The organism is Streptosporangium sp. G12 (genome assembly GCF_052983175.1).
Window position 1 is genome coordinate 89,974 of sequence record NZ_JBRIQO010000011.1, and the last position, 25,203, is coordinate 115,176.

The 25,203-nt window shown below is 71.0% G+C and carries 22 protein-coding genes; 9 read left to right on the plus strand and 13 right to left on the minus strand.

Annotated features, from left to right (window positions below; all coding sequences use genetic code 11):
- Nucleotides 1-8: 8 nt before the first annotated feature.
- A complete protein-coding gene (locus ACVCAG_RS18230; protein ID WP_440084370.1) occupies nt 9-1,820 on the plus strand; it encodes a phosphatidylglycerol lysyltransferase domain-containing protein in 1,812 nt (603 codons plus the stop codon).
- On the opposite strand, the gene ACVCAG_RS18235 is transcribed toward ACVCAG_RS18230, so the two are convergent.
- The 3 genes from ACVCAG_RS18235 to ACVCAG_RS18245 all read right to left on the minus strand — a co-directional run bounded on the left by ACVCAG_RS18235 (nt 1,774) and on the right by ACVCAG_RS18245 (nt 4,146).
- The gene (locus tag ACVCAG_RS18235) at nt 1,774-2,046 is read right to left on the minus strand and encodes a hypothetical protein (protein WP_440065405.1); all 273 of its coding nucleotides are present in this window, start codon (nt 2,044-2,046) and stop codon (nt 1,774-1,776) included. The genes ACVCAG_RS18230 and ACVCAG_RS18235 overlap by 47 nt on opposite strands.
- Nucleotides 2,047-2,201: 155 nt before the next feature.
- Nucleotides 2,202-2,990, minus strand: coding sequence for an ABC transporter permease (locus tag ACVCAG_RS18240; protein WP_440084439.1), 789 nt, complete (start codon nt 2,988-2,990; stop codon nt 2,202-2,204).
- A 151-nt stretch (nt 2,991-3,141) separates the two neighbouring features.
- Nucleotides 3,142-4,146, minus strand: a complete 1,005-nt coding sequence (locus ACVCAG_RS18245; protein ID WP_440084369.1) for an ATP-binding cassette domain-containing protein — start codon at nt 4,144-4,146, stop codon at nt 3,142-3,144.
- Between the two features lie 127 nt (nt 4,147-4,273).
- Between ACVCAG_RS18245 and ACVCAG_RS18250 the strand changes: the two genes are divergently transcribed.
- On the plus strand, nt 4,274-5,044 hold the full coding sequence (locus ACVCAG_RS18250) for a TetR/AcrR family transcriptional regulator C-terminal domain-containing protein (RefSeq protein WP_440084368.1): 771 nt from the start codon (nt 4,274-4,276) through the stop codon (nt 5,042-5,044).
- A 127-nt stretch (nt 5,045-5,171) separates the two neighbouring features.
- Here the strand turns inward: ACVCAG_RS18250 and ACVCAG_RS18255 are convergent, their stop codons facing one another.
- The 4 genes from ACVCAG_RS18255 to soxR form a co-directional block, all read right to left on the minus strand.
- The gene (locus ACVCAG_RS18255; RefSeq protein WP_440065412.1) at nt 5,172-5,546 is read right to left on the minus strand and encodes a hypothetical protein; all 375 of its coding nucleotides are present in this window, start codon (nt 5,544-5,546) and stop codon (nt 5,172-5,174) included.
- A 243-nt stretch (nt 5,547-5,789) separates the two neighbouring features.
- Nucleotides 5,790-6,380, minus strand: a complete 591-nt coding sequence (locus ACVCAG_RS18260) for a TIGR02611 family protein (protein ID WP_440084367.1) — start codon at nt 6,378-6,380, stop codon at nt 5,790-5,792.
- A gap of 215 nt (nt 6,381-6,595) precedes the next feature.
- Entirely contained in the window at nt 6,596-9,589 is a 2,994-nt protein-coding gene (locus tag ACVCAG_RS18265; protein WP_440084366.1) for a cellulose binding domain-containing protein, read from the minus strand.
- Between the two features lie 239 nt (nt 9,590-9,828).
- A complete protein-coding gene (gene soxR / locus ACVCAG_RS18270; RefSeq protein ID WP_440084365.1) occupies nt 9,829-10,302 on the minus strand; it encodes a redox-sensitive transcriptional activator SoxR in 474 nt (157 codons plus the stop codon).
- A gap of 82 nt (nt 10,303-10,384) precedes the next feature.
- Between soxR and ACVCAG_RS18275 the strand changes: the two genes are divergently transcribed.
- The 3 genes from ACVCAG_RS18275 to ACVCAG_RS18285 are packed head-to-tail and all read left to right on the plus strand — an operon-like array spanning nt 10,385 to nt 12,258.
- Entirely contained in the window at nt 10,385-10,783 is a 399-nt protein-coding gene (locus ACVCAG_RS18275) for a PPOX class F420-dependent oxidoreductase (protein ID WP_362676909.1), read from the plus strand.
- A 58-nt stretch (nt 10,784-10,841) separates the two neighbouring features.
- Nucleotides 10,842-11,663 (plus strand): patatin-like phospholipase family protein, encoded by an 822-nt coding sequence (locus tag ACVCAG_RS18280; protein WP_440084364.1) that lies wholly within the window; start codon nt 10,842-10,844, stop codon nt 11,661-11,663.
- A 7-nt stretch (nt 11,664-11,670) separates the two neighbouring features.
- Complete coding sequence (locus ACVCAG_RS18285) at nt 11,671-12,258, plus strand: AAA family ATPase (RefSeq protein ID WP_440084363.1); 588 nt, start codon at nt 11,671-11,673, stop codon at nt 12,256-12,258.
- A 178-nt stretch (nt 12,259-12,436) separates the two neighbouring features.
- Here the strand turns inward: ACVCAG_RS18285 and ACVCAG_RS18290 are convergent, their stop codons facing one another.
- A complete protein-coding gene (locus tag ACVCAG_RS18290) occupies nt 12,437-13,216 on the minus strand; it encodes a putative hydro-lyase (protein ID WP_440084362.1) in 780 nt (259 codons plus the stop codon).
- Nucleotides 13,217-13,707: 491 nt separating this feature from the next.
- On the opposite strand from ACVCAG_RS18290, the gene ACVCAG_RS18295 reads away from it, so the two are divergent.
- The 3 genes from ACVCAG_RS18295 (at nt 13,708) to ACVCAG_RS18305 (ending at nt 18,000) form a co-directional block, all read left to right on the plus strand.
- Nucleotides 13,708-14,667: a LysR substrate-binding domain-containing protein gene (locus ACVCAG_RS18295; protein ID WP_440084361.1), complete on the plus strand. Its 960-nt coding sequence runs from the start codon at nt 13,708-13,710 to the stop codon at nt 14,665-14,667.
- Between the two features lie 86 nt (nt 14,668-14,753).
- The gene (locus tag ACVCAG_RS18300; protein ID WP_440084360.1) at nt 14,754-16,256 is read left to right on the plus strand and encodes an alpha-lytic protease prodomain-containing protein; all 1,503 of its coding nucleotides are present in this window, start codon (nt 14,754-14,756) and stop codon (nt 16,254-16,256) included.
- 271 nt (nt 16,257-16,527) lie between these two features.
- The gene (locus ACVCAG_RS18305) at nt 16,528-18,000 is read left to right on the plus strand and encodes a hypothetical protein (protein ID WP_440084359.1); all 1,473 of its coding nucleotides are present in this window, start codon (nt 16,528-16,530) and stop codon (nt 17,998-18,000) included.
- 31 nt (nt 18,001-18,031) lie between these two features.
- Here the strand turns inward: ACVCAG_RS18305 and ACVCAG_RS18310 are convergent, their stop codons facing one another.
- The 5 genes from ACVCAG_RS18310 to ACVCAG_RS18330 all read right to left on the minus strand — a co-directional run bounded on the left by ACVCAG_RS18310 (nt 18,032) and on the right by ACVCAG_RS18330 (nt 23,670).
- Nucleotides 18,032-18,871, minus strand: a complete 840-nt coding sequence (locus ACVCAG_RS18310) for a TIM barrel protein (protein WP_440084358.1) — start codon at nt 18,869-18,871, stop codon at nt 18,032-18,034.
- 105 nt (nt 18,872-18,976) lie between these two features.
- Nucleotides 18,977-20,191, minus strand: a complete 1,215-nt coding sequence (locus ACVCAG_RS18315; RefSeq protein ID WP_440084357.1) for a substrate-binding domain-containing protein — start codon at nt 20,189-20,191, stop codon at nt 18,977-18,979.
- Between the two features lie 31 nt (nt 20,192-20,222).
- On the minus strand, nt 20,223-21,161 hold the full coding sequence (locus ACVCAG_RS18320; RefSeq protein WP_440084356.1) for an ABC transporter permease subunit: 939 nt from the start codon (nt 21,159-21,161) through the stop codon (nt 20,223-20,225).
- Nucleotides 21,158-22,201, minus strand: a complete 1,044-nt coding sequence (locus tag ACVCAG_RS18325) for an ABC transporter permease subunit (RefSeq protein WP_440084355.1) — start codon at nt 22,199-22,201, stop codon at nt 21,158-21,160. The genes ACVCAG_RS18320 and ACVCAG_RS18325 overlap by 4 nt, the downstream gene beginning before the upstream one ends.
- On the minus strand, nt 22,198-23,670 hold the full coding sequence (locus ACVCAG_RS18330; protein ID WP_447190059.1) for a sugar ABC transporter ATP-binding protein: 1,473 nt from the start codon (nt 23,668-23,670) through the stop codon (nt 22,198-22,200). The genes ACVCAG_RS18325 and ACVCAG_RS18330 overlap by 4 nt, the downstream gene beginning before the upstream one ends.
- Nucleotides 23,671-23,938: 268 nt before the next feature.
- Between ACVCAG_RS18330 and ACVCAG_RS18335 the strand changes: the two genes are divergently transcribed.
- The gene (locus tag ACVCAG_RS18335) at nt 23,939-25,126 is read left to right on the plus strand and encodes an ROK family protein (RefSeq protein WP_440084353.1); all 1,188 of its coding nucleotides are present in this window, start codon (nt 23,939-23,941) and stop codon (nt 25,124-25,126) included.
- The last annotated feature ends 77 nt before the right edge of the window (nt 25,127-25,203 follow it).

Consider the following 25,203-nt stretch of genomic DNA (forward strand, 5'->3'; position numbering starts at 1 on the left):
GTCCTCCCATGAGGGATCGGTCAGGGGCACCCCGTTCCCGGGTGTCCACCGCGGCCGGTTACGCGGCGATGACGATCGGCATCCTGGACATCGTCAGGGCCGTGCTGCCCGCGTTCAGGAGGAGCCGGGTCGGCGAGATCGCCGGGTTCCTGCCCGGGACGTTCACCTCGCTCGCCCAGGCGGTCTCGCTCGTCCTGGGCGTCCTGACCGTCATGCTCGCCCACGGCCTGCGGCGCAGGAAGAAACGGGCCTGGCGGGCGGTGGTGGTGCTCCTGCCGCTGAGCGTCCTGGTGGAGCTCCTGCACGCGCACCGCCCCTTCACCGCCATCCTCAGCACGCTGGTCTTCGTCCTGCTTGTGATCAACCGGCACGAGTTCGACGCCCTCTCCGATCCCCGGACCCGCTGGCGGGCGCTGTGGAACCTCCTCGTCCTGGGCGTCCTGGACGTCGTCATCGGCTGGGCCGTGGTCAACGCCCACCCCCTGATGATCGTCGGCGACCCCGGTGCCGGAGAACGGCTCCAGCACGTGCTGCTCGGCCTCGTCGGGATGGAGGGCCCGGTCAGCTACTCCTTGGAGCGAACCGCCGACCTGGTCTACTACTCCCTCCTCGGTCTCGGCGCGCTCACCGCGGTGACGACCCTCTACCTCGTCCTGCGTCCGGAGCGGCCCGTCGCCGAACTGGACCCCGAGCAGGAGGAGGCGGTCCGCGAGCTGCTCGCCCGGCACGGCGCCCGTGACTCGCTCGGCTACTTCGCGCTGCGCCGCGACAAGAGCGTGGTGTTCTCCCCGACGGGCAAGGCGGTGATCGCCTACCGCGTGGTCTCGGGGGTCATGCTCGCCAGCGGCGACCCCATAGGGGACGTCGAGGCGTGGCCGGGCGCGATCAGGCGGTTCATGGAGGAGGCGGGGCGGCACGCCTGGGTGCCCGCCGTGATCGGCTGCAGCGAGACGGGCGGCGAGGTGTGGACCAGGGAGGGCCGCCTGTCCGCCCTGGAGATCGGCGACGAGGCCGTCATCGACGTCGCCGCCTTCACCCTCGAGGGAAGAAGCATGCGCAACGTCCGGCAGATGGTGAACCGGGTGGATCGCGCGGGCTACACCTGTCTCGTACGGCGGGTCGGGGACCTCACCGAGGCGGAGAAGGACCGGATCCGGCACGCCGCCGACTCCTGGCGCGGCACGGACACCGAGCGGGGCTTCTCCATGGCGCTCGGCCGTTTCGGCGACCCCGCCGACGCCGGATGCGTCGCCGTCACGGCGCACGGTCCCGCCGGGAGCACCTCGGAGGCCGAGACATCCGAGGGCGCGGTGGGTGGCGAGGACGGCGGGACCGGGCCGGGCGGGGACATCCGCGCCATCCTGCACTTCGTCCCCTGGGGAACGGACGGCATGTCCCTCGACCTGATGCGTCGCGACCACGCGGCCGACCCGGGCCTCAACGACCTGCTGATCGTCAAGGCCCTGCAGGCGGCCCCGGCCCTCGGTGTGAGCACGGTCTCGCTCAATTTCGCCTTGTTCCGCGCCGCGCTCGCCAGGGGCGAGCGGCTGGGCGCCGGCCCGATCCTCCGCCTCTGGTACGGCGTCCTGGTCTTCCTGTCCAGGTGGTTCCAGATCGAGTCGCTGTACCGGTTCAACGCGAAGTTCCAGCCGCTGTGGAAGCCCCGCTTCCTGGTCTATCCCGCGGCGCGGGACCTTCCGCGAATCGGCATGTCGGCACTCCAGGCGGAGGCCTTCATCTCCCTCCGCCTTCCCGCGACCGTCTCGCGCCGCGTCAGGAGCCTCCTCCCGGCATGCTTCCGCACCTCACGCATTCCATGATCATGGTGACGCGGTGCCGCCGGTGCTCGTAGAACCGGTGACCGAGCGCCGTCACGACGAGCACCCCGCCGAGCAGCAGAAGCATGAACGGCCCGTACTTCTCGTGTCCTATCAGGCCCATGACCAGATGGGCTATACCGGCGGCGACGATGATCGCGCCGACGTTGAGCAATTCCCTGTTGAGCGTCCACCCCGAGGCGGATCGTTCCCGTTCCGTCTCACTCATGCGTCCAGGCTCACCACCGTCGGTTACGGTCCGCCTCGGATCCCGTCACCACGATGTAAAACACCGGGCGTCCTCCCGCGCCGGCGAACGTGTGAACCCTGTGATCCAGCGGGAAACACGCTCCAGCCGGGACAGGCGACCGGCGAGGGCGCCCGTCAGCCACCGAGTCTGCGGAACGTACGCGTCGACAGGGGCAGGAAGACGGCGATCAGCAGCAGCGGCCAGACCACGGCCATGAGCGTGGCGTTCTGCGTGACCCAGGACCCACCGCCCCAGCCGGGGTTGTCGAAGAGCTGCCTGGCGGCCGTGGCGGTGGCCGAGAGCGGGTTCCACTCCGCGATCGCGCCGAGCCAGCCGGGCATGGTGCTGGGGTCGACGAACACGCTGGACAGGAAGCCGACGGGCCAGACCAGGATCTGCACGGACGTCACCACCTCCGGCCCTCCCGCGACGAGGCCGATGAAGATGCCCACCCAGATCAGGGCGAAGCGCAACAGCAGGAGCAGGCCCACGGCGGTCAGCGCCGCGGACGGTCCTCCTCCGGCGCGCCACCCGAGCAGCAGCCCGGTCACGATCATCACGGTCAGCCCGACGGCCGAGTTGAGCATGTCGGCGATCCCCCGGCCCATGACGACCGCGGAGGCGCTCATCGGCATCGACCGGAACCGGTCGGTCACCCCCTTGGCCGCGTCGGTGGTGACCGCCATCATCGTGCTCTCCAGGCCGAAGAGCATCGTCATGGCGAACATGCCGGGGATCAGGAAGTCGAAGTAGTCTCCGCCGGGGACGCCGATGGCGCCGCCGAACAGCCCCCCGAACATCAGCACCATCATGATCGGGAAGAACCATCCGAGGATGACCGGTCCCGGCCGGCGGACCCAGTGGTTCAGGTCGCGCAGGGTGATGGTCCAGGAGTCGGCCAGCGCCCAGCCGAACCGGGACATCGGGGATCCGGCGGGCAGGGTCGAGGTCGTCGTGCTCACGGGGATGCCTCCGTACCGGGGATCGGGGTCGTCGCGCTCACGGGAATGCCTCCCGTACCGGGGATCGGGGTCGTCGTGCCCGCGCGGGCGCCCGCGCGGAAGAGGGCGGCGCTCAAGCGGACGCCTCCGTACGGGTGGCCGGGAGCCGCCGGGCCCCTTCTCCGCCGCCCGTCAGGTGGAGGAACACCTCGTCGAGCGTGGGGCGGCGCAGCGTGACGTCGAGCGGTTCGATCCCGGCGTCACCGAGCGCGGTGGCCATCGTGACGAGGGCCCGGGTGCGCTCGGCGACCGGGACGCTGACCCGGCGCGCCTCGGCGTCCACGTGGACCTCGCCGGACGCGACCCGTGCCGCGAGCGCCTCCGTCGCGGCCACGTCCGCCTGGTCGGCGAGGACGAGGTCGAGCCAGTCGCCGCCGATGGCGGCCTTCAGCTCCTCGGGGGTGCCCTCGGTGACGACCCGGCCCGCCCCCAGCATGGTGATCCGGTCGGCCAGCCGATCCGCCTCCTCCAGGTACTGGGTGGTGAGCAGCACGGTCGTGCCGGAGCCGACCAGGTCGCGGACGGCCGCCCACACCTCCTGGCGGGCGGCCGGGTCGAGGCCGGTCGTGGGCTCGTCCACGAAGAGCACCGGGGGCGCCACGATGAGGCTCGCCGCCAGGTCGAGCCGCCTGCGCATGCCGCCGGAGTACTTGCCGACCGGCCTGCCCCCGGTGCCGGCCAGCGAGAAGCGCTCCAGCAGCTCGTCGGCCCGCCTGCGCGCCCTGGCGGCGGAGAAGTGGTTCAGCCTGCCGAACATCACCAGGTTCTGCCGCCCGCTGAGGACCTCGTCGACCGCGGCGTACTGGCCGACCAGCCCGATCCGCTCGCGTACCTGCCGCGCCTGCGTCCGGACGTCGAACCCCGCGACACTCGCCCGGCCCGAGTCGGGGCGCAGGAGCGTGGACAGGATCCGGATCGCCGTCGTCTTGCCCGCGCCGTTGGGCCCGAGCAGGCCGCAGACCGTTCCGGCCGCCACCCGCAGGTCGAACCCGTTGAGACCCGTCCCCTCGACGGCACCGGCGTAGTTCTTGCGCACCTCGTGCGCGGCGATCGCGAACTCCGTCGCTCTCACAGCCACCCGTTTCACCCCTGCTTTCGCCTGTCTTCCCGCCCGGCGCCGTCGCGCCTCCATCGCGTATAGCGTACCGTACATCGTACGGCTCAGTTACGGTGGTCCCAACGACGAAAATCTGGAGACCGTTCCTGTGAGTGCGAAGAAAGCTTCCGACGCCGACCCGGCACGCAGCCTGGCGCTCCTGTGGGGATCACACAGCAAGCCGGGGCGTTCCGGGCTGACGGTGCGCTCGATCGTCCTGGCGGCCATCGAACTGGCCAACGACGAAGGGCTCGACGCGGTCTCCATGCGGCACGTCGCCGAGCGGCTGGAGGTCGGGACCATGTCCCTCTACACCCACGTCCCCGGCAAGGGGGAGCTGGTGGACCTCATGATCGACACCGCGTACGGGGAGCTCTACGACGACGTGGACGCCCCGTCCCGGCAGCCCGGCGGGTGGCGGGGCGGGCTGGAGTTCATCGCGGCCCGCAACTGGGACCTCTACCGGCGCAACCCGTGGTTGCTGCAGATCATCGACGTCCGCTCCACCCTGGGGCCGAACGCGTCACTCAAGTACGAGGCCGAGCTGCGCCCGCTGGAGGGCACCGGCCTGTCGGACGTCGAGATGGACTCCGTCCTGGCCCTGGTGCTCAGCCACGTGGAGAGCACCGCCAGGGCCAAGGCCAACCAGGCCCGCATCCAGGAGGAGAGCGGGATCACCGACGTCGAGTGGTGGCTGTCCAACGCCCCGATCCTCGACAAGATCATGGACACCGCCCGGTTCCCCCTCGCCTCCCGCGTGGGCCGGGCGGCCGGAGAGGCCTACCAGTCCGTCGCCGACCCCGTCCACGCCCTCACCTTCGGCCTGGAACGCATCCTGGACGGAATCGCCGGTCTGATCGCGGGCCGGGATCGCCCGTGACACCGAAGGGTCTCCGGCCGGAGACGCGGTCATCGGAGACAAGTGGCCGGAAACAGAAAAACCGGGGTGCGCGGGACGGGAACGCCCTCGGTAGCCGTTCCCGTCCCGCACACCCCGGCGGGCCGGTCTAGTAGTAACCGGTGCCCGTGATGGCGGCGGTCTGGTTGCCCATGTTCTTCACCCGGTAACGGATGCACGGGGCGGGCGGGGAGGTGCTGGCGGCGACGTACGCGGCGTGGTCGTTTGCGGCGATCGGCACCGTCCCGATGTACCTGCCACGGCAGTTAGCGATCTTGACCTTGACGGGCACGCTGTTGGTGTCGAGCTTGACCAGCACGTTTCCGTTGTACTGGGCCGCGGGAACGAGCTCGGGCGTGAGGAACACCTCCTCGCCGGGCTGGACCCTCGCGGCCAGGTTGACGTCGTCGGCGTGGGCGGGGGTGCCGGTCAGTGCGACGGCTCCGGCGGCCGCCAGGACCAACATCGAGGACAGGGCGCGCATAGAACGTCACTCTCCTTATTCGTCTCTGCCGATCCGTCCCTGCGGATCGGACGTGGAGACACTACGGAGAGTCACATCCGGGAAAGATAACGAGGTGGGCGGACCTGGGTAAAACTCCGGGGAGCGCCGGTTTCCCTCCCGGACACACGGCGACATCGGCGGCCGAAGTATCGCCATCGCCATCGCCGATGGGCAATCACCCTGAATCAGGTACGAGGCGAAGCCGCCGGGACCGGAACCGGCCTACCGGGTGAGGAGCTTCTGGGCCTCGACGACCAGGTCGAGGTCGAAGCTGAGTTTGAGGCCGTAGTAGACGATGGCGGTGGCGGTCGCCGCGGCGGCGAGGACGACCAGGATCTTGACCGTCCAGCCCCGGCGGCCCAGCCAGGCCGTCCAGGCCGACAGGGTCCGCTTGCCGAACTCCAGCAGCCGGTGGGCCCAGTGGAACTCGGTGGCCAGCACCGCCAGTCCCGCGAAGACGACGAGCCAGCCGGGACCGGGGAAGGGCACCATGATCAGACCGCCGATGACCAGCACGGCGCCGATGGCACCGATGACGATCTTCAGGGTGAGGCGGCCCGCGCGGGTGGACCTGATCCCGTCGAGCCGGCCGTGGATGCCGGACCGCTCGGCCGCGACGTCTTTCAGCGCGTCGGCGTCGCCCGTCTCGATCCCGCCGTCACCTCGGCCGCCCGTCTCGCCCCGCACGCCGGCGGTGCCGTCCTCGCCCCGCACGCCGGCGGTGCCGTCCTCGCCCCGCACGCCGGTGGTGCCGGTCTCAGACAGCCGCCCGGCTGAGCCGTGAGGCTCGCGCACCCCATCTGAGATCGTCATGTTCTCCCCAGGACAGTCGTTTCTTCCACAATAGGCTCTGCTGGGCGGACCGGACCCGCTGACGTACTCAGATCATCCTCAAGGGGGAGGGCAGGGGGTCCTCCGGGCGGAGAAACCACGAGATCATCGCGACGGCCCCGCCACGCCCGTTCGGGGCGCGGCGGGGCCGTGCGGGCCGTCGAGGCCGGGGTACCCGGCCGCTGTCAGGCCACTGTTCAGGTAGCGGTGCAGGTGACGGTGGACGGAACGCCGTTGGTGCCGGTCCAGGAGGCGTTGAAGCCGAACACCGTGGAGGCACTGGCGGCCAGGTTGCCGTTCCAGTTCACGTTCCGCACGGTGACGTCGGCACCGGTCTGGGTGTGGACGCCGCTCCAGAGCTGGCTGATCGTCTGGCCGTTCGGGAACGACCACCTGACCGTCCAGCCGGTGATCGCCGAGGTTCCGGTGTTCCGCACCGTCACCTCACCCTGGAAGCCGGTCGGCCAGGAGTTGGCCACCCGATAGGTCGCGGTGCAACCGCCGGTGACGGGTCCGGTGAGGGTCTTGAAGGTCACCGGGACCGAGGCGGTGGAGCTGTTGCCCGCCGCGTCGCGGGCGATCACATAGAAGGTGTACGAGGTGTCGGCGGCCAGCCCGGTCAGCGCGAACGACGCCGAGGTCGGCGAACCGACCTTCACATCCGTCGCCCCCGCCTCACGGTAGACGTCGTAGCCGCTCACCCCGACGACGTCCGTCGAAGCCGTCCAGGTCAGCGTCGCCCCCGACGAGGTGATCGCCGAGGCCACCGGAGTGCCGGGCCTGGTCGGCGGAACGGTGTCGACGGGCGGGACGGTCCCGCCGGTGTCGGCGTACACGATGCCGCGGCCGTTGGTGCCGAGGTAGACGCGGCCGTAGACGCGCGGGTCGCCGGTGAGAGCCTCCCCCGCGTTGCCGTACTGGTGCTCGTCGTCGTTGATCCTCACCCAGCTCGCGCCGGTGTCGTCGGAGCGGAAGACGCCGGTCACGCCGCCGATCGTGGCGACGGCGTACAGCGCCTGGTAGCCCCCGGCGGAGGCGGACTTGCCGAAGCCGATGTTGACGGCGCTCGTGACGCCGGACAGCTTGGTGAACGACGCGCCGCCGTTGGTGGAGTGCCACAGGCCCGAGGCGGCGCCGGTCTCACTGGGGGGGCCGGCCAGCCAGATGTCACCCTCGCGGCCGGGTACGGCCTTGAACTTGACGTTGCCCTCGGCGGGCAGCCCGGTGGCGGCGGTGGCCGTGAAGGAGGCGCCGCCGTTGGTGCTGGCGTAGAACCTTCCGCCGCTGAAACCGTAGAACTTACTGGAGTTCACCCGGTCGGACTCGACGACGGCTCCCGTCGGCAGTCCGGTGGAGGCGGTCCAGGTGTTGCCGAAGCCGACCGAGTGGTGCACGCCCACGCCCTTGGGCGCCCAGACGAACCGGGAGCCGTCGGCCGCCGCGGCGATCGTGCCGCCCTCGTTGATCCCGCCGGGTTCCGTGCCCTGGAACCAGGTGGCGCCGCCGTCGGTGGAGAACGCGGCGTGGCTGTCGTTCGGCCGGTCGGCGTCGGTGAAGTTGCCCGCCCTGACCATGACGGCCGGGTTGGTCTCGGCGTAGTCGAGGCTGGTCGTCGAGGTGAAGACCGGCGAGGTGAACAGCATGGGCGGCACGGCGTCGAGGTCGGTGTGCCGGAAGCCGCCGAGGTCGCCCAGGGCGCTGACCAGCGGCGCGCCGGACGGCGGGCTGATCAGGTCGAGGACGGCGGTCTCCTCGAGCCCCTTGACCATGGGCTTGATGGTGAGCTTGCCACCGGTGTCCCACTTCTTGAGATCCTCGGTCCCGTAGATGGTGGCGCCGGTGCCGTACATCATCCGGTTGCCGTCGAACGGGTCGATCTCCAGCGACTCCGTCATCCAGCCGAGCTTGGGCGTCGTCTCCGGTGGCTGCGGGTTGGTCCCGAAGGTCAGCCACGGCGAGGAGGAGATGTCCATCGTGTAGCGGAAACTGCGTTCCGGGTAGGAGGTGAAGTCCCAGATGCGGGTCCAGGTCACGCCGGAGTCGGTGGACCTGAAGAAGATCACGTCCGGCCACCAGGAGATCTGGGTGGCGACCATGATCGTGCCGGGGTTCTGCCGGTCGATCGTGAGGCCGCTGTAGCCGAAGTAGTCGTCGGCCGAACTGGACGGGACCGGGCTGATCCGGGTCCAGGCCCCGGTGACGGTGTCGAGCTTCCACACGTCGCCCTTGGCGCCGTCATAGGGGCCCGCGGTGTCGCTGGTCGCGATGTAGAGGGTGTGGTTGACGTGGTCGAGCACGCCTTTGTGCGCGATGTAGCCGGTGGGCTGCCCGGCCACCCTGCTCCAGGTGGTCCCGCCGTCGGAGGAGCTGTAGACGGTGTTCTGCTTGTCGGCGACGCCGACGTAGATCTTCTGCGTGGTGTTGCCGGCGGTTGCCGAGCTGGGGTCGAAGGTCACCCAGACCACGCCCGGACGGTGGCTGGTATAGCCGTTGGGGTCGGAGGGGTTGTCGGCGTAGTTCCCCGGGTTGGGGAAGCTCGCGACCTTGGCCCAGGTCACGCCCTTGTCGGTGCTGCGCCACAGGCCGTTGCCCTCGGGCGCGCCGAGGTAGACGACGCTGTTCCTGTTGGGGTCGACGGCCAGCCGCTCGCCCATCCCCCGGCCGGGCATGTTGCCGCCGAGCTTGAACGGCAGCGGCGTGGCCTGCCAGGTCGCGCCCCTGTCCGCGGAGCGCAGGATGGCCCCGTTGTTGGGGTCCCAGCTGTTGGTGTACATCCCGGCGGCGACGTAGACCCGGTTGGTCTCCACCGGGTCGGTGGCCAGGCTGACCACGCCGTTGTATCCCCACTTGTCCCAGCCCACCCAGTCGAGCAGCGGGGTCCAGCTCTTGCTCGACTGCTCCCATCGATACGCGCCGCCGATGTCGGTGCGGGCGTAGATCAGGTCCTTCTCCTTCTGGTTGAAGATGATCCCCGGCACGAACCCGCCGCCGTCGATCCTGACGTTCTTCCACTCGTACGGTTCGGCGGCGGCCGCCGAACCGGCCCCGGTCACCACGGTTCCCGTCCCGGTCACGGCACCGGACGCGGCACCGGACGCGGACGCCTGGGCGCTCCCGCCCCCGACGGCCGCGCCGACCGACGCGCACGCCACCGCCACGGCGGCGAGCATGCTGAACAGCCTTCTTCGCATGTACGGCTTCCCTTCGCAATGCAACAGACAAACCGCCATGCACGATCAGGTGACGGGACCCTGACCTTCGACCGCCCACGATGTGCGTGCATGAACGCCCAGAGGTTCACATGCCGGACCCCGGGTCGTCAATAGTTTGAACAGACAACTAACAAACCTGTCGCGGGCCACGGTGAAACCCTCGGCCACCGGCACGGAAGGCCCGGAGTTCCGGCCCCTCCCGCGTCCCGCGGCCCGGCCTACTGCGCCCCGCAGGAAGCGCCGCCTTCCCGGGGAGGGAGCATCAACCGCGAGCCGGGCCCCCGCGCGGCGGCCACGTCGCCGGGGTTGGCCAGCGCGCAGCGGTCCAGCGAGAGGCAGCCGCAGGCGATGCAGTCGGTCAGGCCGTGCCGGAGCCGTTCGAGCTGCTTGATGCGGTCGTCGAGCTCGTACTGCCACATCGTCGAGAGTCTCGCCCAGTCATCCCTGGTGGGGGTGCGCTCGTCAGGGAGGGCGGACAGCGCCTCCTGGATCGTCTTGAGGGGGATCCCGACCCGCTGGGAGACCCTGATGAAGGCGATCCTGCGGAGCGTGTCGCGAGGGAAACGACGCTGGTTGCCCGCGGTGCGGCGGCTGCGGATCAAGCCCTTGGCCTCGTAGAAGTGGAGGGCGGAGACCGCGACCCCGCTGCGAGAGGAGAGCTGGCCGACGGTCATCTCCGGATTGTTGGGCATGCGCCAGTCTAACTTGACCTCAATCAATATTGAGGTTGCAGGGTGGGGGCATGACATTCGCGGAGACGGAAAGAGGGGGAGCATGACATTCACGAAGGCGGAACTCGCCTATCTCGCGGAGCAGCGCCTGGGCCGCCTGGCCACGACGGGCCCCGGCGGCTCCCTGCAGAACAGCCCGACCGGGTTCCGCGTCGACATCGAGACCGGCGTCGTCGACATCTACGGCCGCGCGATGGGCACCACCAGGAAGTTCCACAACGTCCGGACGAACCCGCAGGTGGCCTTCGTGGTGGACGACGTCGCCTCCACCGACCCCTGGCGGGTCAGGGGCGTGGAGATCCGCGGCGAGGCCGAGGCCGTCGAGGACCACGATCCGCCCTCCCCGTACTTCAGCCGGGAGATCATCCGCATCCACCCCAGGCGGATCATCTCCTGGGGCGTCGACCCCGCCCAGGAGGGCATGAAGGGCCGCGACGTCTGAATCCCCGCACCCGGGGGCGCTTCCCCTGCGGGGCGGGCGAATCAGGTAAGAATGGCGCATGACGAGAGCACTGGTGCTGGGTGGCGGAGGCGTGGCGGGCATCGCCTGGGAGGCCGGGATCATCACCGGTCTGCGCCGGGCGGGCATAGAGCTGGGAGGGGCGGACCTGGTCGTCGGCACCTCCGCCGGATCGGTGGTCGGGACGCTCGTCGCCACCGAGGCCGACCTGGAGAGCTCGGTCGGCGTCCAGGCGGACACGGAGGTCGCGACCGTCTCCGCCGTCGACATGGAGGCGGTCATGACCGCCTTCAGCCTGCTCTACGACCCGTCCCTGGACCCCCAGGAGGCCCGGCGCCGGGTCGGCGAGATGGCCCTCGCGGTGAAGGACACCGGCGCCAGGATCGAGACGATCGGTAACCGGCTGCCCGTCAAGGAGTGGCCGGAGCGCCGACTGCTGATCACCGCCGTCGACGCGGGGACCGGCGAGTTCGTGGTCTGGGAGCGCGGCTCGGGGGCGCCGCTGGTGTCGGCGGTCGCGTCCAGCTGCGCGGTCCCGTGCGTGTTCCCGCCGGTGGAGATCGGCGGGCGCCGCTACATGGACGGCGGGGTCCGCTCGGCCACGAACGCCGATCTGGCGGCGGGCAGTTCCGCCGTGGTCCTCCTGGAACCGCTGGCGCACGCCTCGCCGAGGGCGCGGCTCAAGGCCGAGCTCGCCGAACTGGGTGACGCCGCGATCGCCCACGTCGTCCCCGACGAGGCGTCGGTCACCGTGTTCGGCGCCAACGTCCTCGACCCGGGCCTGTGGCGCCCCGCCTTCGAGGCCGGTCTCGCCCAGGCGCCCGCCGTCGAGGAGAGCGTGGCCAGGGTCTGGAAGGACTGAGATCGGCGTGAGCGGGGTGGCACCACTGTGGGTGGTGAGCGGGCCGCCGGGAGGTGGGAAGTCGACCGTCGCGGCGGCGCTGCTGGCGCTGCTCGACCCGGTTCCCGCGCTGCTCGACAAGGACACCGTCTACGGCGGCTTCGTCGCCGCCACCCTTCGCGCCCACGGCCGCGACGACGGGGAACGCGAGGGCCCCTGGTACGACGAGCACGTCAAGCGTCACGAGTACGAGGGGCTGACCGAGGTCGCCCGGCAGATCCGTTCGCACGGCTGCCCGGTGATGCTGGAAGGTCCCTTCACCACCCAGGTGCACGACGCGGCGGCGTGGGAACGCTGGGCCGGACGGCTGGGCGGGCCGCCCATACGTCTCCTCTGGATCCGCTCGGACGGTCCGACGCTGCGTTCCCGGCTGGAGGCCAGAGGTCTCGCCAGGGACGCGGGCAAGCTCGACCGCTTCGAGGACTACCTGCGGGCCATCAGGGTCGACGAACCACCCGTCGTGCCCCACGACGAGATCGACAACCGGCCCGGCGCCCCCGCGCTCACGTCACAGCTGGACAGGCTCGTCACCTCCTGGGAGACCGCCCGCCCCTAGCCTCGTGCCCCGGACCTCACGTCCCGGACCCGGCACGTCTCCCGCGCGTGACCTCACGGCCGGTCGCCGCGCGGGTACGCCCCGCCGAGCCGAGCCGAGCCGAGCCGAGGCGTCCGGCTCCGCGCACGGCGTCACGGACGGCCGCGCGACGACGGGAGACGGGCTTCGGGGAGCGGGATCACGGAACCTGGAAGCGGTCGTCCCTGGCGTCGGTGATCGCCATGTGGCCGGGCAGGTGACCGATAGCGAAGGACACCCCGCTCGCCATGACGGCCGCCTGCGGCGTCACCCCGCAGGCCCAGAAGACCGGCGTCTCCCCCGCCCGCACCTCGACGGGGTCGCCGAAGTCGGGCACGCCCAGATCGGCGATCCCGATCTCGCCCGGGTCGCCGACGTGGATCGGCGCCCCGTGCACGGCCGGATACCTCGCGGTCACCCGTACGGCGGCCGAGACCAGGGAGGCGGGGACCGGGCGCATCGAGACGACCAGCGGGCCGCTCAACGATCCCGCGGGACGGCAGGCGATCGAAGTGAGGTACATGGGCACGTTCGTCCCCGCCTCGATGTGCCGCACCGGCACCCCGGCCCTCAGCAGGGCGTCCTCGAAGGTGAAGCTGCAGCCCAGCAGGAAGGCGACCAGGTCGTCCCGCCAGACGTCGCGAGCGTCGTCGACGTCGGCCACGGCCCTGCCGTCCTCGTAGACGCGGTAGGCGGGCAGGTCGGTGCGGAGGTCGCCGCCGAACAGGCCGGTGCTCACCGCGCCGGGGTCGCCGACGTCCAGGACGGGGCAGGCGACGGGGTTGCGCTGGGCGAACAGGAGCAGGTCGTAGGCGAGCTCGCGGGGCACGGCGAGCAGGTTGGCCTGGGTCCAGCCCCGGCACCACCCCGCGGTGGGTGCCCGCAGCCCCTCCCTGAAGTGCTTACGGGCCTGCGCGGGGGTGAGCGCCGCTACGTCCATCAGCGGATCATAGCCTCGGCCCCGCCCCCCGGCCAGAGTCCCTCACCCGCGCGGGAAACGCGCGACCGGCCTCCGCCGGTACGCGACCGGGCGACGCGTCCCTCACCCGCGCGGGGAGTGCGCGAGCGACCTCCGCCGGTACATGATCAGGCGACGGCGTCCCCGCCCGCACGGGGAACACGGGTGCCGGACACCGGCGGCTCCGGCGGCTCCGGCGGCTCCGGCGGCTCCGGCGGCTCCGGCGGCTCCGGCGGCCGGAATATCGGCGAAGCCCGAATCCCAGGAATCTCGGATATCGGACACCACCGTCAGACCGAGGCCAGGTGCAGTGGGAGTTCTCTAGACGAGACGGCCGGGAAAGCGCTAAAGGATGTCCATAAACATCCCGATCAAAGAGCCAAAATCCCTTTTGGAACGATTCGACAAAATTGAGTTACATTTCATGACATGTTTGCATTGCAGCTATAACGTCCCGGCCTTACGTTCCCGGTATGGATCTCGAGCTCCGACACCTCAAGATCGTGCGCGCGGTGGCACAGGCCGGTAGCGTCACCAAGGCCGCCACCCACCTCGGATTGGCCCAACCCGCTCTGACGGCGCAGCTCAAACGGATAGAGCGGGTTCTCGGGGGAGCTCTTTTCGAACGCGACCACAACGGCGCCAGGCCCACGCCTCTGGGGCAGCTGGTCCTGTCACGCGCGATGGTGCTGCTGCCCGCGGCCCGCGAGCTCCAGGAGGAGGCACTTCGATTCGCCAACGCGAACGCCGACATCCCCAGCTACCGGCTGGGCGCCACCCACGGACCGATACTCGGCGGTCTGATGGACCGCCTCGCCACCGCCTGGCCGTCCACCCCGGTGAGCACCCACACCTCCTGGTCCGCGAGAGAGCTCACCGCCATGGTGATGCTGGGCCGGATCGACTTCGCGTTCATCGGCGCCTGCGGGGAGAGCCCTCCGCCGGTGGAGGGGCCGGTGGTGTGGTCGACCGTGGGCACCGACCCGGTCTTCGTACTGCTCAACGAGGACCATCCGCTGGTGGACAGGGAGGAGGTGGAGCTCGCGGAGCTGGCCGACGAGCAGTGGACGGTCACCCCCGGCGACAGCTGCTTCGGCGACTGCTTCGCCACGGCCTGCGCGCGCGCCGGCTTCACTCCCAAGACCATCTACGAGACCGACGTGGCCACCTGCATGCACCTGGCCAAGGTCGGCCGTGCCGCCGCGCTGTGCCAGGCGACCTTCCAGCCCGCCGAAGGGCTGAAGCTGGTACCGCTCGCGGGAGCTCCGCTGCGCTGGCGGCAGCTGCTCGGCTGGCACCCGGAGGCGTCCAGCGCCGCGATCGCGACGTCCATCCTCGAACACGCGAAGGCCGCGCATTCCGACGCGATCGGGCGGAGCAGACGATACGCCGCGTGGCTGGCCGGGAACCCCGGGCTGGGCACCTCTCCATAACGTGACGATAGGAGACATCTGGTAGAGGCGCGCCTCATGTGTACGCCGTTACTTTGGCGGCACCCCCCCACATGAGGAGAGAACCCATGCTCCGCAGAAGTGCCGTGACAGCGGGCTTCGCGCTCGCTGTCGCGATGGTGGCCACCCCCGCCACCGCCACTCACCAGGGACCCGGCGAGCCCGCCGCCCCGTACACCCTCGCCGAGGCCCGGACACTGGTGCAGGCCACCGCCAAGCCGTCACCGGGCCTGGTCGACGCCGTCCGGCGCGACCTCGGAGGCACCGCCGAGCAGGCCGCGGCCAGGCTGATCAACGAGGCGGCCGCCGCCAAGATCGAGCCCGCCCTCCGCGGGCGGCTCGGCGCCTCCTTCGCCGGATCCTGGGTGACCGGTCCCACCTCCGACCTGGTGATCGCCACCAGCGACTCCACCAAGGTCGCCTCGCTCGCGAAGTCGGGCGCGGAGGTCAAACTCGTCAAGAACTCCCTGGCCACGCTCGACACGGCCAAGGAGCGGCTCGACCAGCTCGTGGCCACCGCGCCGAAGTCGATCCCGTCCTGGTACGTCGACCTGCCGAGCAACAGCGTCGTCGTGCTGGCCGGTGACGTCGCCGAGGCGCAGGCGTTCGTGGACGGCAGCGGCGTGGACAGGGCGCTGGTCCGCGTCGAGGCCTCGCAGGAGAGGCCCAGGCCCCTCTACGACGTCCGCGGCGGCGACGCCTTCTACATGGGCGGCCGCTGCTCGGTCGGCTTCTCGGTCACCCGCGGCAGCCAGGGCGGTTTCGCCACCGCCGGCCACTGCGGCACGCCGGGCACCGCCACCCAGGGCTACAACCGGGTCGCCCAGGGCACCTTCCAGGGCTCGTCCTTCCCCGGCAACGACTACGCGTGGGTCGCGGTCAACACCAACTGGACCCCGACCGGCGTGGTGAACGGCTACAGCGCGGGCATCCTTCCGGTGACCGGCTCCACCCAGCAGGTCGTGGGCAGCTCCATCTGCCGCTCCGGCTCCACCACCCAGTACCGCTGCGGCACCATCAGCCAGCACAACACGAGCGTCACCTACCCCGAGGGCACCATCACCGGCCTGACCCGCACCACCGTGTGCGCCGAGCCCGGCGACTCCGGCGGCTCCTACATCTCCGGCAGCCAGGCCCAGGGCGTCACCTCCGGCGGCTCGGGCAACTGCACCTCCGGCGGCACCACCTACCACCAGCCGATCAACGAGATCCTCTCGGTGTACGGGCTCACCCTGGTGACCAACGGGACCCCGCCGCCCACCGGCTGCAGCGGCTACCAGAACTCCTACACCGGCTCGCTGACGTCCAACGCCAACGCCTACCAGCCCGGCACCTCCGGCTACAGCGCCGGCGCGGGCGTCCACCGCGTCTGCCTGGACGGCCCCAACGGCACCGACTACGACGCCTACCTGCAGAAGCTGAGCGGCTCCACCTGGACGACCGTGGCCAGCGGGACCACCCCCAACCCGGATGAGGCCTTCACCTACAGCGGCACCGCGGGCACCTACCGCGTACGGGTGCACGCCTACAGCGGCTCCGGCTCCTACACCCTCGGCCTGACCAGGCCGTAAGGTTCTCCCCTCCCGGCCCGACCAGGCCGCAGGACTCCTTGGCCGGACTCGACCGGGTCCGGCCGAGGACGCTCCGTGCGGCCCGGGACACGCCGGAAGGGCGAGCCCCGGACGGCCGCCCGTCCCCGGCGGCCCCGGGAGAGCGGTCCGAGACCTGGCCGGTCCGCCGCCCCCGCGGACCGGCCGTTCCCGCCGCCCTCCCCCGCGAGCCCGTGCGACCTCGTGGGGGAGGGCGGCATCGCCATGCCCGGACGTCGAGAACAATGGGACGATGAGCGACCTTCTGATGCTGAGCGAGGGCGCGGTGCTGACGCATCTCGCCACCCGGGCCGAGCTGGCGAGCGGGGTGCTGCCCGCCTCCGACGACCTGCGGCTGTGGGCCCGGCTGGCCGACGGCGAGGGGGTGCCGCTGGCGGGCGGTGGCCGGATACGCACCTCGCTCGACACCGGCGAGCCCGTCCTGACCGGACCCGACGGCTGGCTCGACGGGGTGGAGCCCGAGCAGGTGGTCGCGCTGCGCCTGCGCGGCGGCACCCTGGAGCTGTCGGTCACCGAGCTGGACGACGTCCCCGCCGAGCGGGCGGTGCGGGTCGTCCAGGAGTTCGGGGAGCAGGCGCTCGACGCGCTGCGCGCCTTCGCCGAGGGGCTGGAGCCCAGTCCCGGCGTGCCGGTCGACGTCGTGGTCCTGGAGCTGCTGATGAAGGCCCCCGAGACCTTCGCCGATCCGCTGCCCCCGCTGTCGCCGCTGCTGCGCAACGCCTCGCTGGAGCTGCGCGAGGGCCGGGTGGGCATCGTGGGCGCGCCGTGGGACACCGCGTCGGTCGCCGACCTGGCGCCGCTGGACATCATCAGGCTGGCCCTGGTGCGCAGCGCGCTGCGGACGTACGGCGAGGGCGCCGACCTCTCCAAGGCCGTCACCTACCTGTCGCGGTCGGAGGTGGTGCTCGAGAGGATCGCCGACGAGGTGGAACGCGAGCCGCTCGGCCCGGCGCTGGTCGAGGCCCTGCCCCGCACCGAGCCGGCCGCGCTGCTGCTGATCGCGAGGTCGGCCGAGGGTGAGGGCCGCTCGTTCGAGGCGTCGGGGCTGATCTCCGAGGTGCTCTCCCTCTCCCCCGGCATGGCACCGGCCGTGCGCGACGCCGCCGAGTACGCCGCATGCCGCACCGACCCCGGCGCTCCGCTGCCCGAACGGGCCGCGCACCTGTTCCGGCAGCTGCTCGCGTACGCCTACCGCCCGGCCCGTCACCGGCTGATCGAGGATCTGATCGCGCTGAGCGTCCGGGTGGCCGAGCCCGCCCTGGCCGACCTGGCGCTGTTCGAGAACGACGTCGTCGGCGAGTTCCTGGACGCGCGGGCCGAGTGGCTGCGCGACGACGAGGTGGAGCTGCTGGAGTCCTGGCGGCGGACGCCGCTGCGGCTGTGGGAGGTCCTCGGCGTGTCCGGGGAGGAGATCACCGTGGCCGCCGCCGGTGACGGGGGCGAGGGCGGGGAGCGGGTGACGCTGACCGACGAGCTGCTGTCCGGGCAGGCGCTGCCCGGGGACCTGATGCTGACCAGGGTGCTGAGCGACGGGACGGGGCCGCACGTGTTCGGCCACCCGTTCAAGGTCGATCCTGAGCGCGGGGAGGAGATGCTCGCCCTGCTCGCCGACCCGGTCGACCCCTACGCGGTGGCCGCCTTCTTCAGGCGCCCCCGGCGGGTGCCCGGCGCTCCTGGCACACCCGGCGGGGACGCCGGCCGCTGAACGGCCCCGGCGACGACGGGGCCCGAGCCCGTCAGAGGGTGCGCAGGAAGGCCAGGCCCTCCGTGGCGAGCGCGTCCTGGGTGTCGGCGAGGGGACGCCAGATCGAGGCGGCGGTGGCGATCGTCCGGTTGTGCGCGGTGAACGACTCGATGCAGAGCGGGCCCCGGTAGTCCACGGCGCGCAGGGCGTCGGCGAGGGCGGGCCAGTCCATGTGGTCGGCGCCGGGCGCGCCCCGGTCATTGGCGCAGACCTGCACGTGCGCGACCAGGTCACCGGCCCGCCGCACGGCCGCCGCCGGGTCCCGCTCCTCGATGTTCATGTGGTAGACGTCCAGCGCGAGGCCGACGCCCGGGATCCCGCCGACCGCCTCGACGGCCTGCTCGACGGTGTTGATCAGACTGGTCTCGTAGCGGTTGAGCGGTTCGACGGCGACCGTCACCCCGCGCTCGGCCGCGTACTCGCCGACCGGGGTCAGGTTCTCCCGCAGCTCGGCGTAGCAGGTCTTGCGCTCCTCGTCCGACATCCGCCAGGTCCGCCCCACCGAGGCGTAGGCGGGTCCCCCGATCACCGGACTGCCCACCGCCACCGCGGCGTCCACGCACCCGCGCAGGTAGTGCTGGGTGGCGGCGACCGTTCCCGCGTCGGTGCCGACCAGCTCCCTGCCCGGCGGCATGACGAGGACCACCGAGGCCTTCAGCCCGAGGTTCCCCAGCAGTTCGGCCGCCCGCGCGGGATCCCAGTCGTCGGCCTGCTCCACCGGCAGCTCGATCGTGTCGAACCCCCAGGCGGACACCTTCGGCGCCAGCCGGGCGAGATCCTCGTCCGTCAGCGGCGAGACCCACACCCACGTGTTGACCCCGATGGGGAACATCGGCAACCCCTTCCCTGAGTTCGGCGCGGGCTCGTCGTGAGCCCACGCACATGGCGGGTTCCGGGCACCGCCGCCCGGTGGTGCCCGGAACCCGGTGGATCTGTCTTACTTACCGCCCCAGTTGGCGGGGAAGTCGGGCAGCTTCTCGCAGCCGCAGAGCGCGTAGTGCAGCGGCGGCATGTTGGGCTGCAGGTAGCTGTCCAGGTTCTCGGAAGTGATCTTGGGCTGGGGCAGCTTCCAGGTCTTGGGCACCTCCTCGCCCTTGAGGATCTTCAGTGCGGCGATGATCGGGGTGCGCCACTGGTAGGTGGGGTAGGTCGGCGCGATGGCCGTGAGGCCGCCGCTCTTCCACTTCTGCAGGAAGTCCTGCTGGTCCTCGCCGACGATCGCCGGCACCGGGACCCCGGCGTCCTCGAACGCCTCGACGGCCGCCACAGCGGTGGCGCCCGCGTCCATCCACACCCCGTCGATCTTGCCGTGCCGCTGGATGTAGTCGCTCACGATGCTCTTGGTCTTGGCGGCGTCGCCGTCGGTGAACTCCACCCCGACCACGTCGAGCTGGCTCTTGTCGAAGGTGACCTTCGCCGCCGACCAGCGGGTCTCCAGCACGTCGACACCCGGCAGGATCCGCAGCGCGAGGACCTTGCCCCCGGCGGGCACCTTCTCCACCAGGAACTCGGCGCCGTCGGCGCCGAAGGCGTAGCCGCCGATGGGGTTGATGAACGTCACCGGGCAGTCGGTGTCCACGCCGCGGTCGAACACGATCACCGGGACCTTGGGACAGGCGCCTTCGACGGCCGGGGTCAAGGTGGCGGTGGTGTTGGGCGAGACGATCAGCGCGTCACAGCCCTTGCCGACCAGCTCGGCGATGTCGGAGATCTGCTTGTCGTCCTTGCCCTCCGCGTCGAGGGCGGTGAACTTCTTGATCTCCTTGTGCAGCGCCACCTCGGCCTGCATGGTCTTCCAGCCCACCTGCCGCCACGGGTTGTTCACGGCGGCGTTGGAGAAGCACAGGTTGTAGGGCCCGTCCTTCTTGTACTTGGCCGTGTCCACCATCTCCGGGGCGATGGCCTGCTCCCACGGCTTGTCCGCGGGCCCCTCCGCGGTCTGGGTCCGCATGGCCAGCTGGGCGTCGTAGTCGGCCTGGACGAAGAACTTCGACTGCTCGCCGGTGTTGGGGGACGCGGCCGTCCCGGCGGACGAGGCCGCCGCGGACGTCTCGGGGGCGGCACTGGAAGTCACCGGCTTGTCACTGGCACATCCCGCGGCGAGCAGCATCGCGGAGACACCCGCGACGAGCACCGATATAGGCCTGTTCAATGAAGGTCTCCTTCTTTTCTCTGGGGTGCGTTCAGACGCGTACTGCGCGCCTGAACGGAAGCCGTACGGCGCTCGCCGCGACCGCGGCGATGATGATCACGCCCTGGACGGCGAATTCCAGGGCCCCCGAGATCCCGTACAGGTTGAGCAGGGTGAACAGCGCCTCAAGGGTGAAGGCGCCGGCCATCGCGGCGACCACGGAGCCGCGTCCGCCGCCGAGCGCCACGCCGCCGAGGACGACGGCCGTGATGGCCTGGAACTCCAGGCCCTGCCCGACCTGGGCCGAGACTCCCGCGAAGCCGCCGAGCAGGATGCCCGCGACGGCCGCGGCCAGGCCGGAGAGGACGAAGGCGGCGATCCGGGTCCGGTTGACCCGGACCCCGGACAGTCCGGCCGCGCGCTCGTTGTCGCCGGTGGCGATGAGCCGCTTGCCGAAGTCGGAGCGCATGAGGAGGATCGCCGCGGCGCCCGCGGCCAGGAGGATGAGCACCGACCAGGGCACCGGGCCGAGGTCCTTGCGGCCGAACATCCTGAACGTCTCCGACAGCGCGCCGCGCGGGGCGCCGCCGGTCCACAGGAACACCGCGCCGGACAGGATGAGCATCATGCCGAGCGTGGTGATGAACGACGGCACCCGCAGCCCGGTGGTGATAACCCCGTTGGCGAGCCCGACCAGCAGCCCGATCACGATCAGCAGGGCCAGTACCGGCCAGGTCGCCTGCTCCTGGCCGTCGATCAGCCGGGCGGCCACCACGACCTGCACTGTGACCAGCGACCCGACCGACAGGTCGAACTCCCCGGAGACGATCACGAAGTACTGCCCGGCCGCCAGGATGACCAGCGGCGCGGCCCTTTTGAGGAAGGCGAGGAACCCTGCGGGCTCCAGGAAGAACGGGTTGACCAGCGCGATCAGCACCAGCAGCACCGCGAGCACGGCCAGGATCGGCCCCATGGACCTGAGGGCTCTCATCGGGATCGCCTCCGGGTGGTACGGCGGGCGTAGACGGCCACGGCGGCGACGATGACCACGCCGCGGACCACGTCCTTGAAGAACGCGTTGACCTCCAGCTGGTTGAAGACGCTGTCGAGCACGGCGAGCAGCAGCACCCCGCCGACCGTCCCCACGACCCCGCCCCTGCCTCCGGCCAGGGCCGTGCCGCCGAGGACCACCGCGGCGATCGACTCCAGGTCGTAGCCGCCGTCGGTGCCGACCGTGGGCGCGCCCGCGCCGAGCCTGCTCGCCAGCAGCAGCCCGGCGACGCCCGCGCAGACCGAGCACAGGACGTGCGCGGCGACGACGATCCTGCCGGTCCGCACCCCGGACAGCCGGGCCACCTCCTCGTCCCCGCCGACCGCGTAGATCCGGTACCCGAGCCTCGTGCGGCGCAGCAGGAACCAGACGGCGACCGCGACGGCGGCCCAGAGCAGCGCCGAGACCGGGACCGGCCCGATCCTGTCGTAGCCGAGCCGCTGGAAGGACTCGGGCACGCTGCCCGCGGGCCCGTCGTAGAGGTGGTCCACGATCCCCTTGACGATCAGTGCCGTGCCGAGGGTCGCGATGAAGGCGTGGACGTGCAGCCGGGTGATGACCAGGCCGTTGACCAGCCCGATCAGCGCGCTCACCGCGAGCACCGCCGCGACGCCGGGGACGATCCCGCCGTCCTGCCCGGCCATGATCTCGGCCGCGACGAGCGAGGTGAGGCTGATCAGGTACGCGACCGACAGGTCCAGCGACCCGACCAGGATCGCCAGAGTCTGCCCCACCGCGACGATGCCCAGCGCGGCCGAGCGCTGCTGGATGCCGACGACGGTCTCCAGCGTGAGGAAGTTCCCCCCGTCGAAGGCCACCAGCACCCATCCGACGAGCATGACCCCGACCAGGGCCAGGTAGATGACCTGGGTCGAGCCGATGCGGCCCGCCAGGGGGCGCCGTCCGCCTCCTTCCGGCGGGGCGGGGGCGGCGGAGCCGGCGGTGCCGGTCGCCGCCGCGGGCCGGACCTGGCCGGTCATGCCGTCACCTCGCCGGCGGCCAGGCGCATCACGGCCTCCTCGGAGGAGCCCGCCGGGAGCGCCCCGGCGACCCGGCCGTCGCGCATCACCATGACGCGGTCGCTCATGCCGATCAGCTCGGGAAGCTCGGACGAGATCATCATGATCGCCATACCGTCCTCCGCCAGGCCGCGCATCAGGTCGTGGATGGCGGCCTTGGCTCCCACGTCGACTCCGCGCGTGGGCTCATCGAAGATCAGGACCCTCGGTGCCACGGTCATCCACTTGGCCAGCACGACCTTCTGCTGGTTGCCGCCGGACAGGTAGCGGACCTCCTGGTCGGGGCGGGGCGGATGGAGCCGTACCGCCTTCAGGAGTTCGAGGACGCCGGTCCCGCCGGTCCCGCCGATCCGGCTTCCGTCGCCGATCCTGCGCACCGAGCGGGAGACCAGCAGGGCGTTGTCCCGTACGGACTGGCGCAGCGCGAGCCCCTCGGCCTTGCGGTCCTCGTTCACCAGGCCGATCCCGGCGGCCACGGCCTGCCGTACCGACACCGGCCGCAGCGGGCTCATCGTCCCGCGCGTGAACGGCTCGGCGCCGAAGAGTGCCTTGGCCAGCTCGGTGCGCCCCGACCCCTGCAGGCCGGCCACCCCGAGGATCTCGCGTTCGCGCAGTTCGAGGTCGATCCCGTCGAGCACGGCGTTGCCGCCGCCGCGCACGCTGAGCCGTACCTCACCCGGCTCCGTGCCCCTGGCGGGGAAGTAGGTGCCGAGGTCGCGGCCGACCATCAACCTGACCAGCTCGTCGGAGGTCATCCCGGCGGTGTCGGCGGTCCTGACCAGCGCGCCGTCCTTCAGCACCGTCACCCGGGTGGACAGGTCGAAGACCTCTCTCAGCCGGTGGGAGATGTAGAGGACGGCGATCTTCCGCTCCCGCAGGCGGGCCACCAGCCGGTAGAGCAGTTCCACCTCGTGTTCGGCCAGCGCCGCGGTGGGCTCGTCCATCACGATGATCCGGGCGTCCTGGGAGAGCGCCTTGACGATCTCCACGACCTGTTGCTGGGCGATGGAGAGGTGGCGGACCAGGTCACGGGAGGTGAAGGAGGTCTCGCCGAGTTCCTGGAGCAGCCGGGTGGTGGCGCTCTCCATCGCCTCCCTGTCGACCAGCCCCCGCCGGACGGGCTCGCGGCCCAGGAAGACGTTCTCGGCGACGCTGCGCTCGGGCAGCAGGTTGAACTCCTGGTAGATGATCGCGACCCCGGCGCGCTGGGCCTCGACCGGGTGGGCGAAGGAGACCTGGGCGCCGTCGATCTCGACAGTGCCCTCGTCCGGTGCGTGCACCCCGGCGAGGACCTTCATCAGCGTGGACTTGCCGGCGCCGTTCTCCCCGACGACCGCGTGCACCTCTCCGGCGGCGACGTCCAGGTCGACCCCGCTCAGTACGCGAACCCCGAGAAAACTCTTGGCGATGCCACGCATCCTCAGGATCATGGGGTGACCGTCCCGGCGTGAGACGCGATGGCGGTAAATCTCGTCAGGGATGTCAAAAGTAGGGCAAACATGTCCGAAAAGTCGGTTCCGGCGACACCGGATAGTAATTGATTCGTCGGTAACCGCCCGATTTCCTCCATGATTCCGGATGCTAAAGCGCCCTTATGCCGACGGTCAAGCAAAAGCACGTCACCATTTGGCATAATGGAACAGGTGGAGGACCTAAGTTGCTTTGACGCGGCGGAAACAAGGAGTGTTGACTGTGCGCATGCTTAGCGAAGCTAACGGTTCGATCGCCGGCGCAGGGGCGCTTCTGAACATCCTGCGCGACGGTCAGGCCAGAACGAGGGCCGAGTTGGTCCAGCTCACCGGGCTGGCCAGATCCACCCTGGCCCAGCGTCTCGACGCGTTGCTGAGCCAGCAGTGGATCATCCCGACCGAGGAGGCCATCTCCTCGGGGGGCCGCCCGGCCATCGCCTTCACGTTCAACCGCACCGCCCGCGTCGTCCTCTCCGCCGACCTCGGCGCCACCCACGCCCGGGTGGCGGTCACCGACCTCGGCACCACGGTCCTCGCCGAGCGCGCGGCCGAGGTGTCGATAGACCGCGGCCCCGAGGAGACCCTCGGCTGGCTCCAGCGCACCTTCGAGGAGATGCTCGCCGAGACCGGCCACCGCCCGGACGAGATCTGCGGCATCGGCGTCGGCCTGCCCGGCCCGGTCGAGCACAGCTCGGGACGACCGGTCAATCCCCCGATAATGCCCGGCTGGGACGGTTTCCCCGTCCCGGAGTGGCTCGGCTCGCGCCTCGGCGCCCCCGTTCTCGTCGACAACGACGTGAACATCATGGCGCTGGGCGAGCACTGGGCAGCCCGCCCCGAGGCCGACCACCTCATCTTCGTCAAGATCGGCACCGGCATCGGCTGCGGCATCATCAGCGACCGCCGCCTGCACCGGGGCGCGCAGGGCGCGGCCGGCGACATCGGGCACATCCGGGTGGCCTCGGCCCTGGACACCGTCTGCCGCTGCGGCAACGTCGGCTGCCTGGAGGCCGTCGCCAGTGGCGCCGCCATGGCCGCCAAGCTGTCCGCGGACGGGGTGCGGGCCGAGGACAGCCGCGACGTGGTCCGCCTCGTACGCGGCGGCAACACCCACGCCGTCCAGCTCATCCGGCAGGCGGGCCGCGAGGTCGGCGACGTGCTCGCCTCGATCGTCAACTTCTTCAACCCCTCGGTGATAGTCGTCGGCGGCGACATCTCCGAGGCCGGGGAGCAGGTGCTCGCCGGTCTCCGCGAGGTCATCTACAGCCGGTCGCTGCCCCTCGCCACCCAGCACCTGACGATCACCGCCAGCGAGCTGGGCGACCGCGCGGGCGTGATCGGCGCCGCCGTCATGGTCATCGAGCACGTGCTCGCCCCCGGCAGCGTCGACCGGTCCGTGTCCGTTCCCACCGTCTGACCGGTCCGTGCCCGCCCCTTCCGTCTGACTGTTCCATGCCTGTTCCTGCCGTCTGACCGGTACGTGCCTGTCCCCAC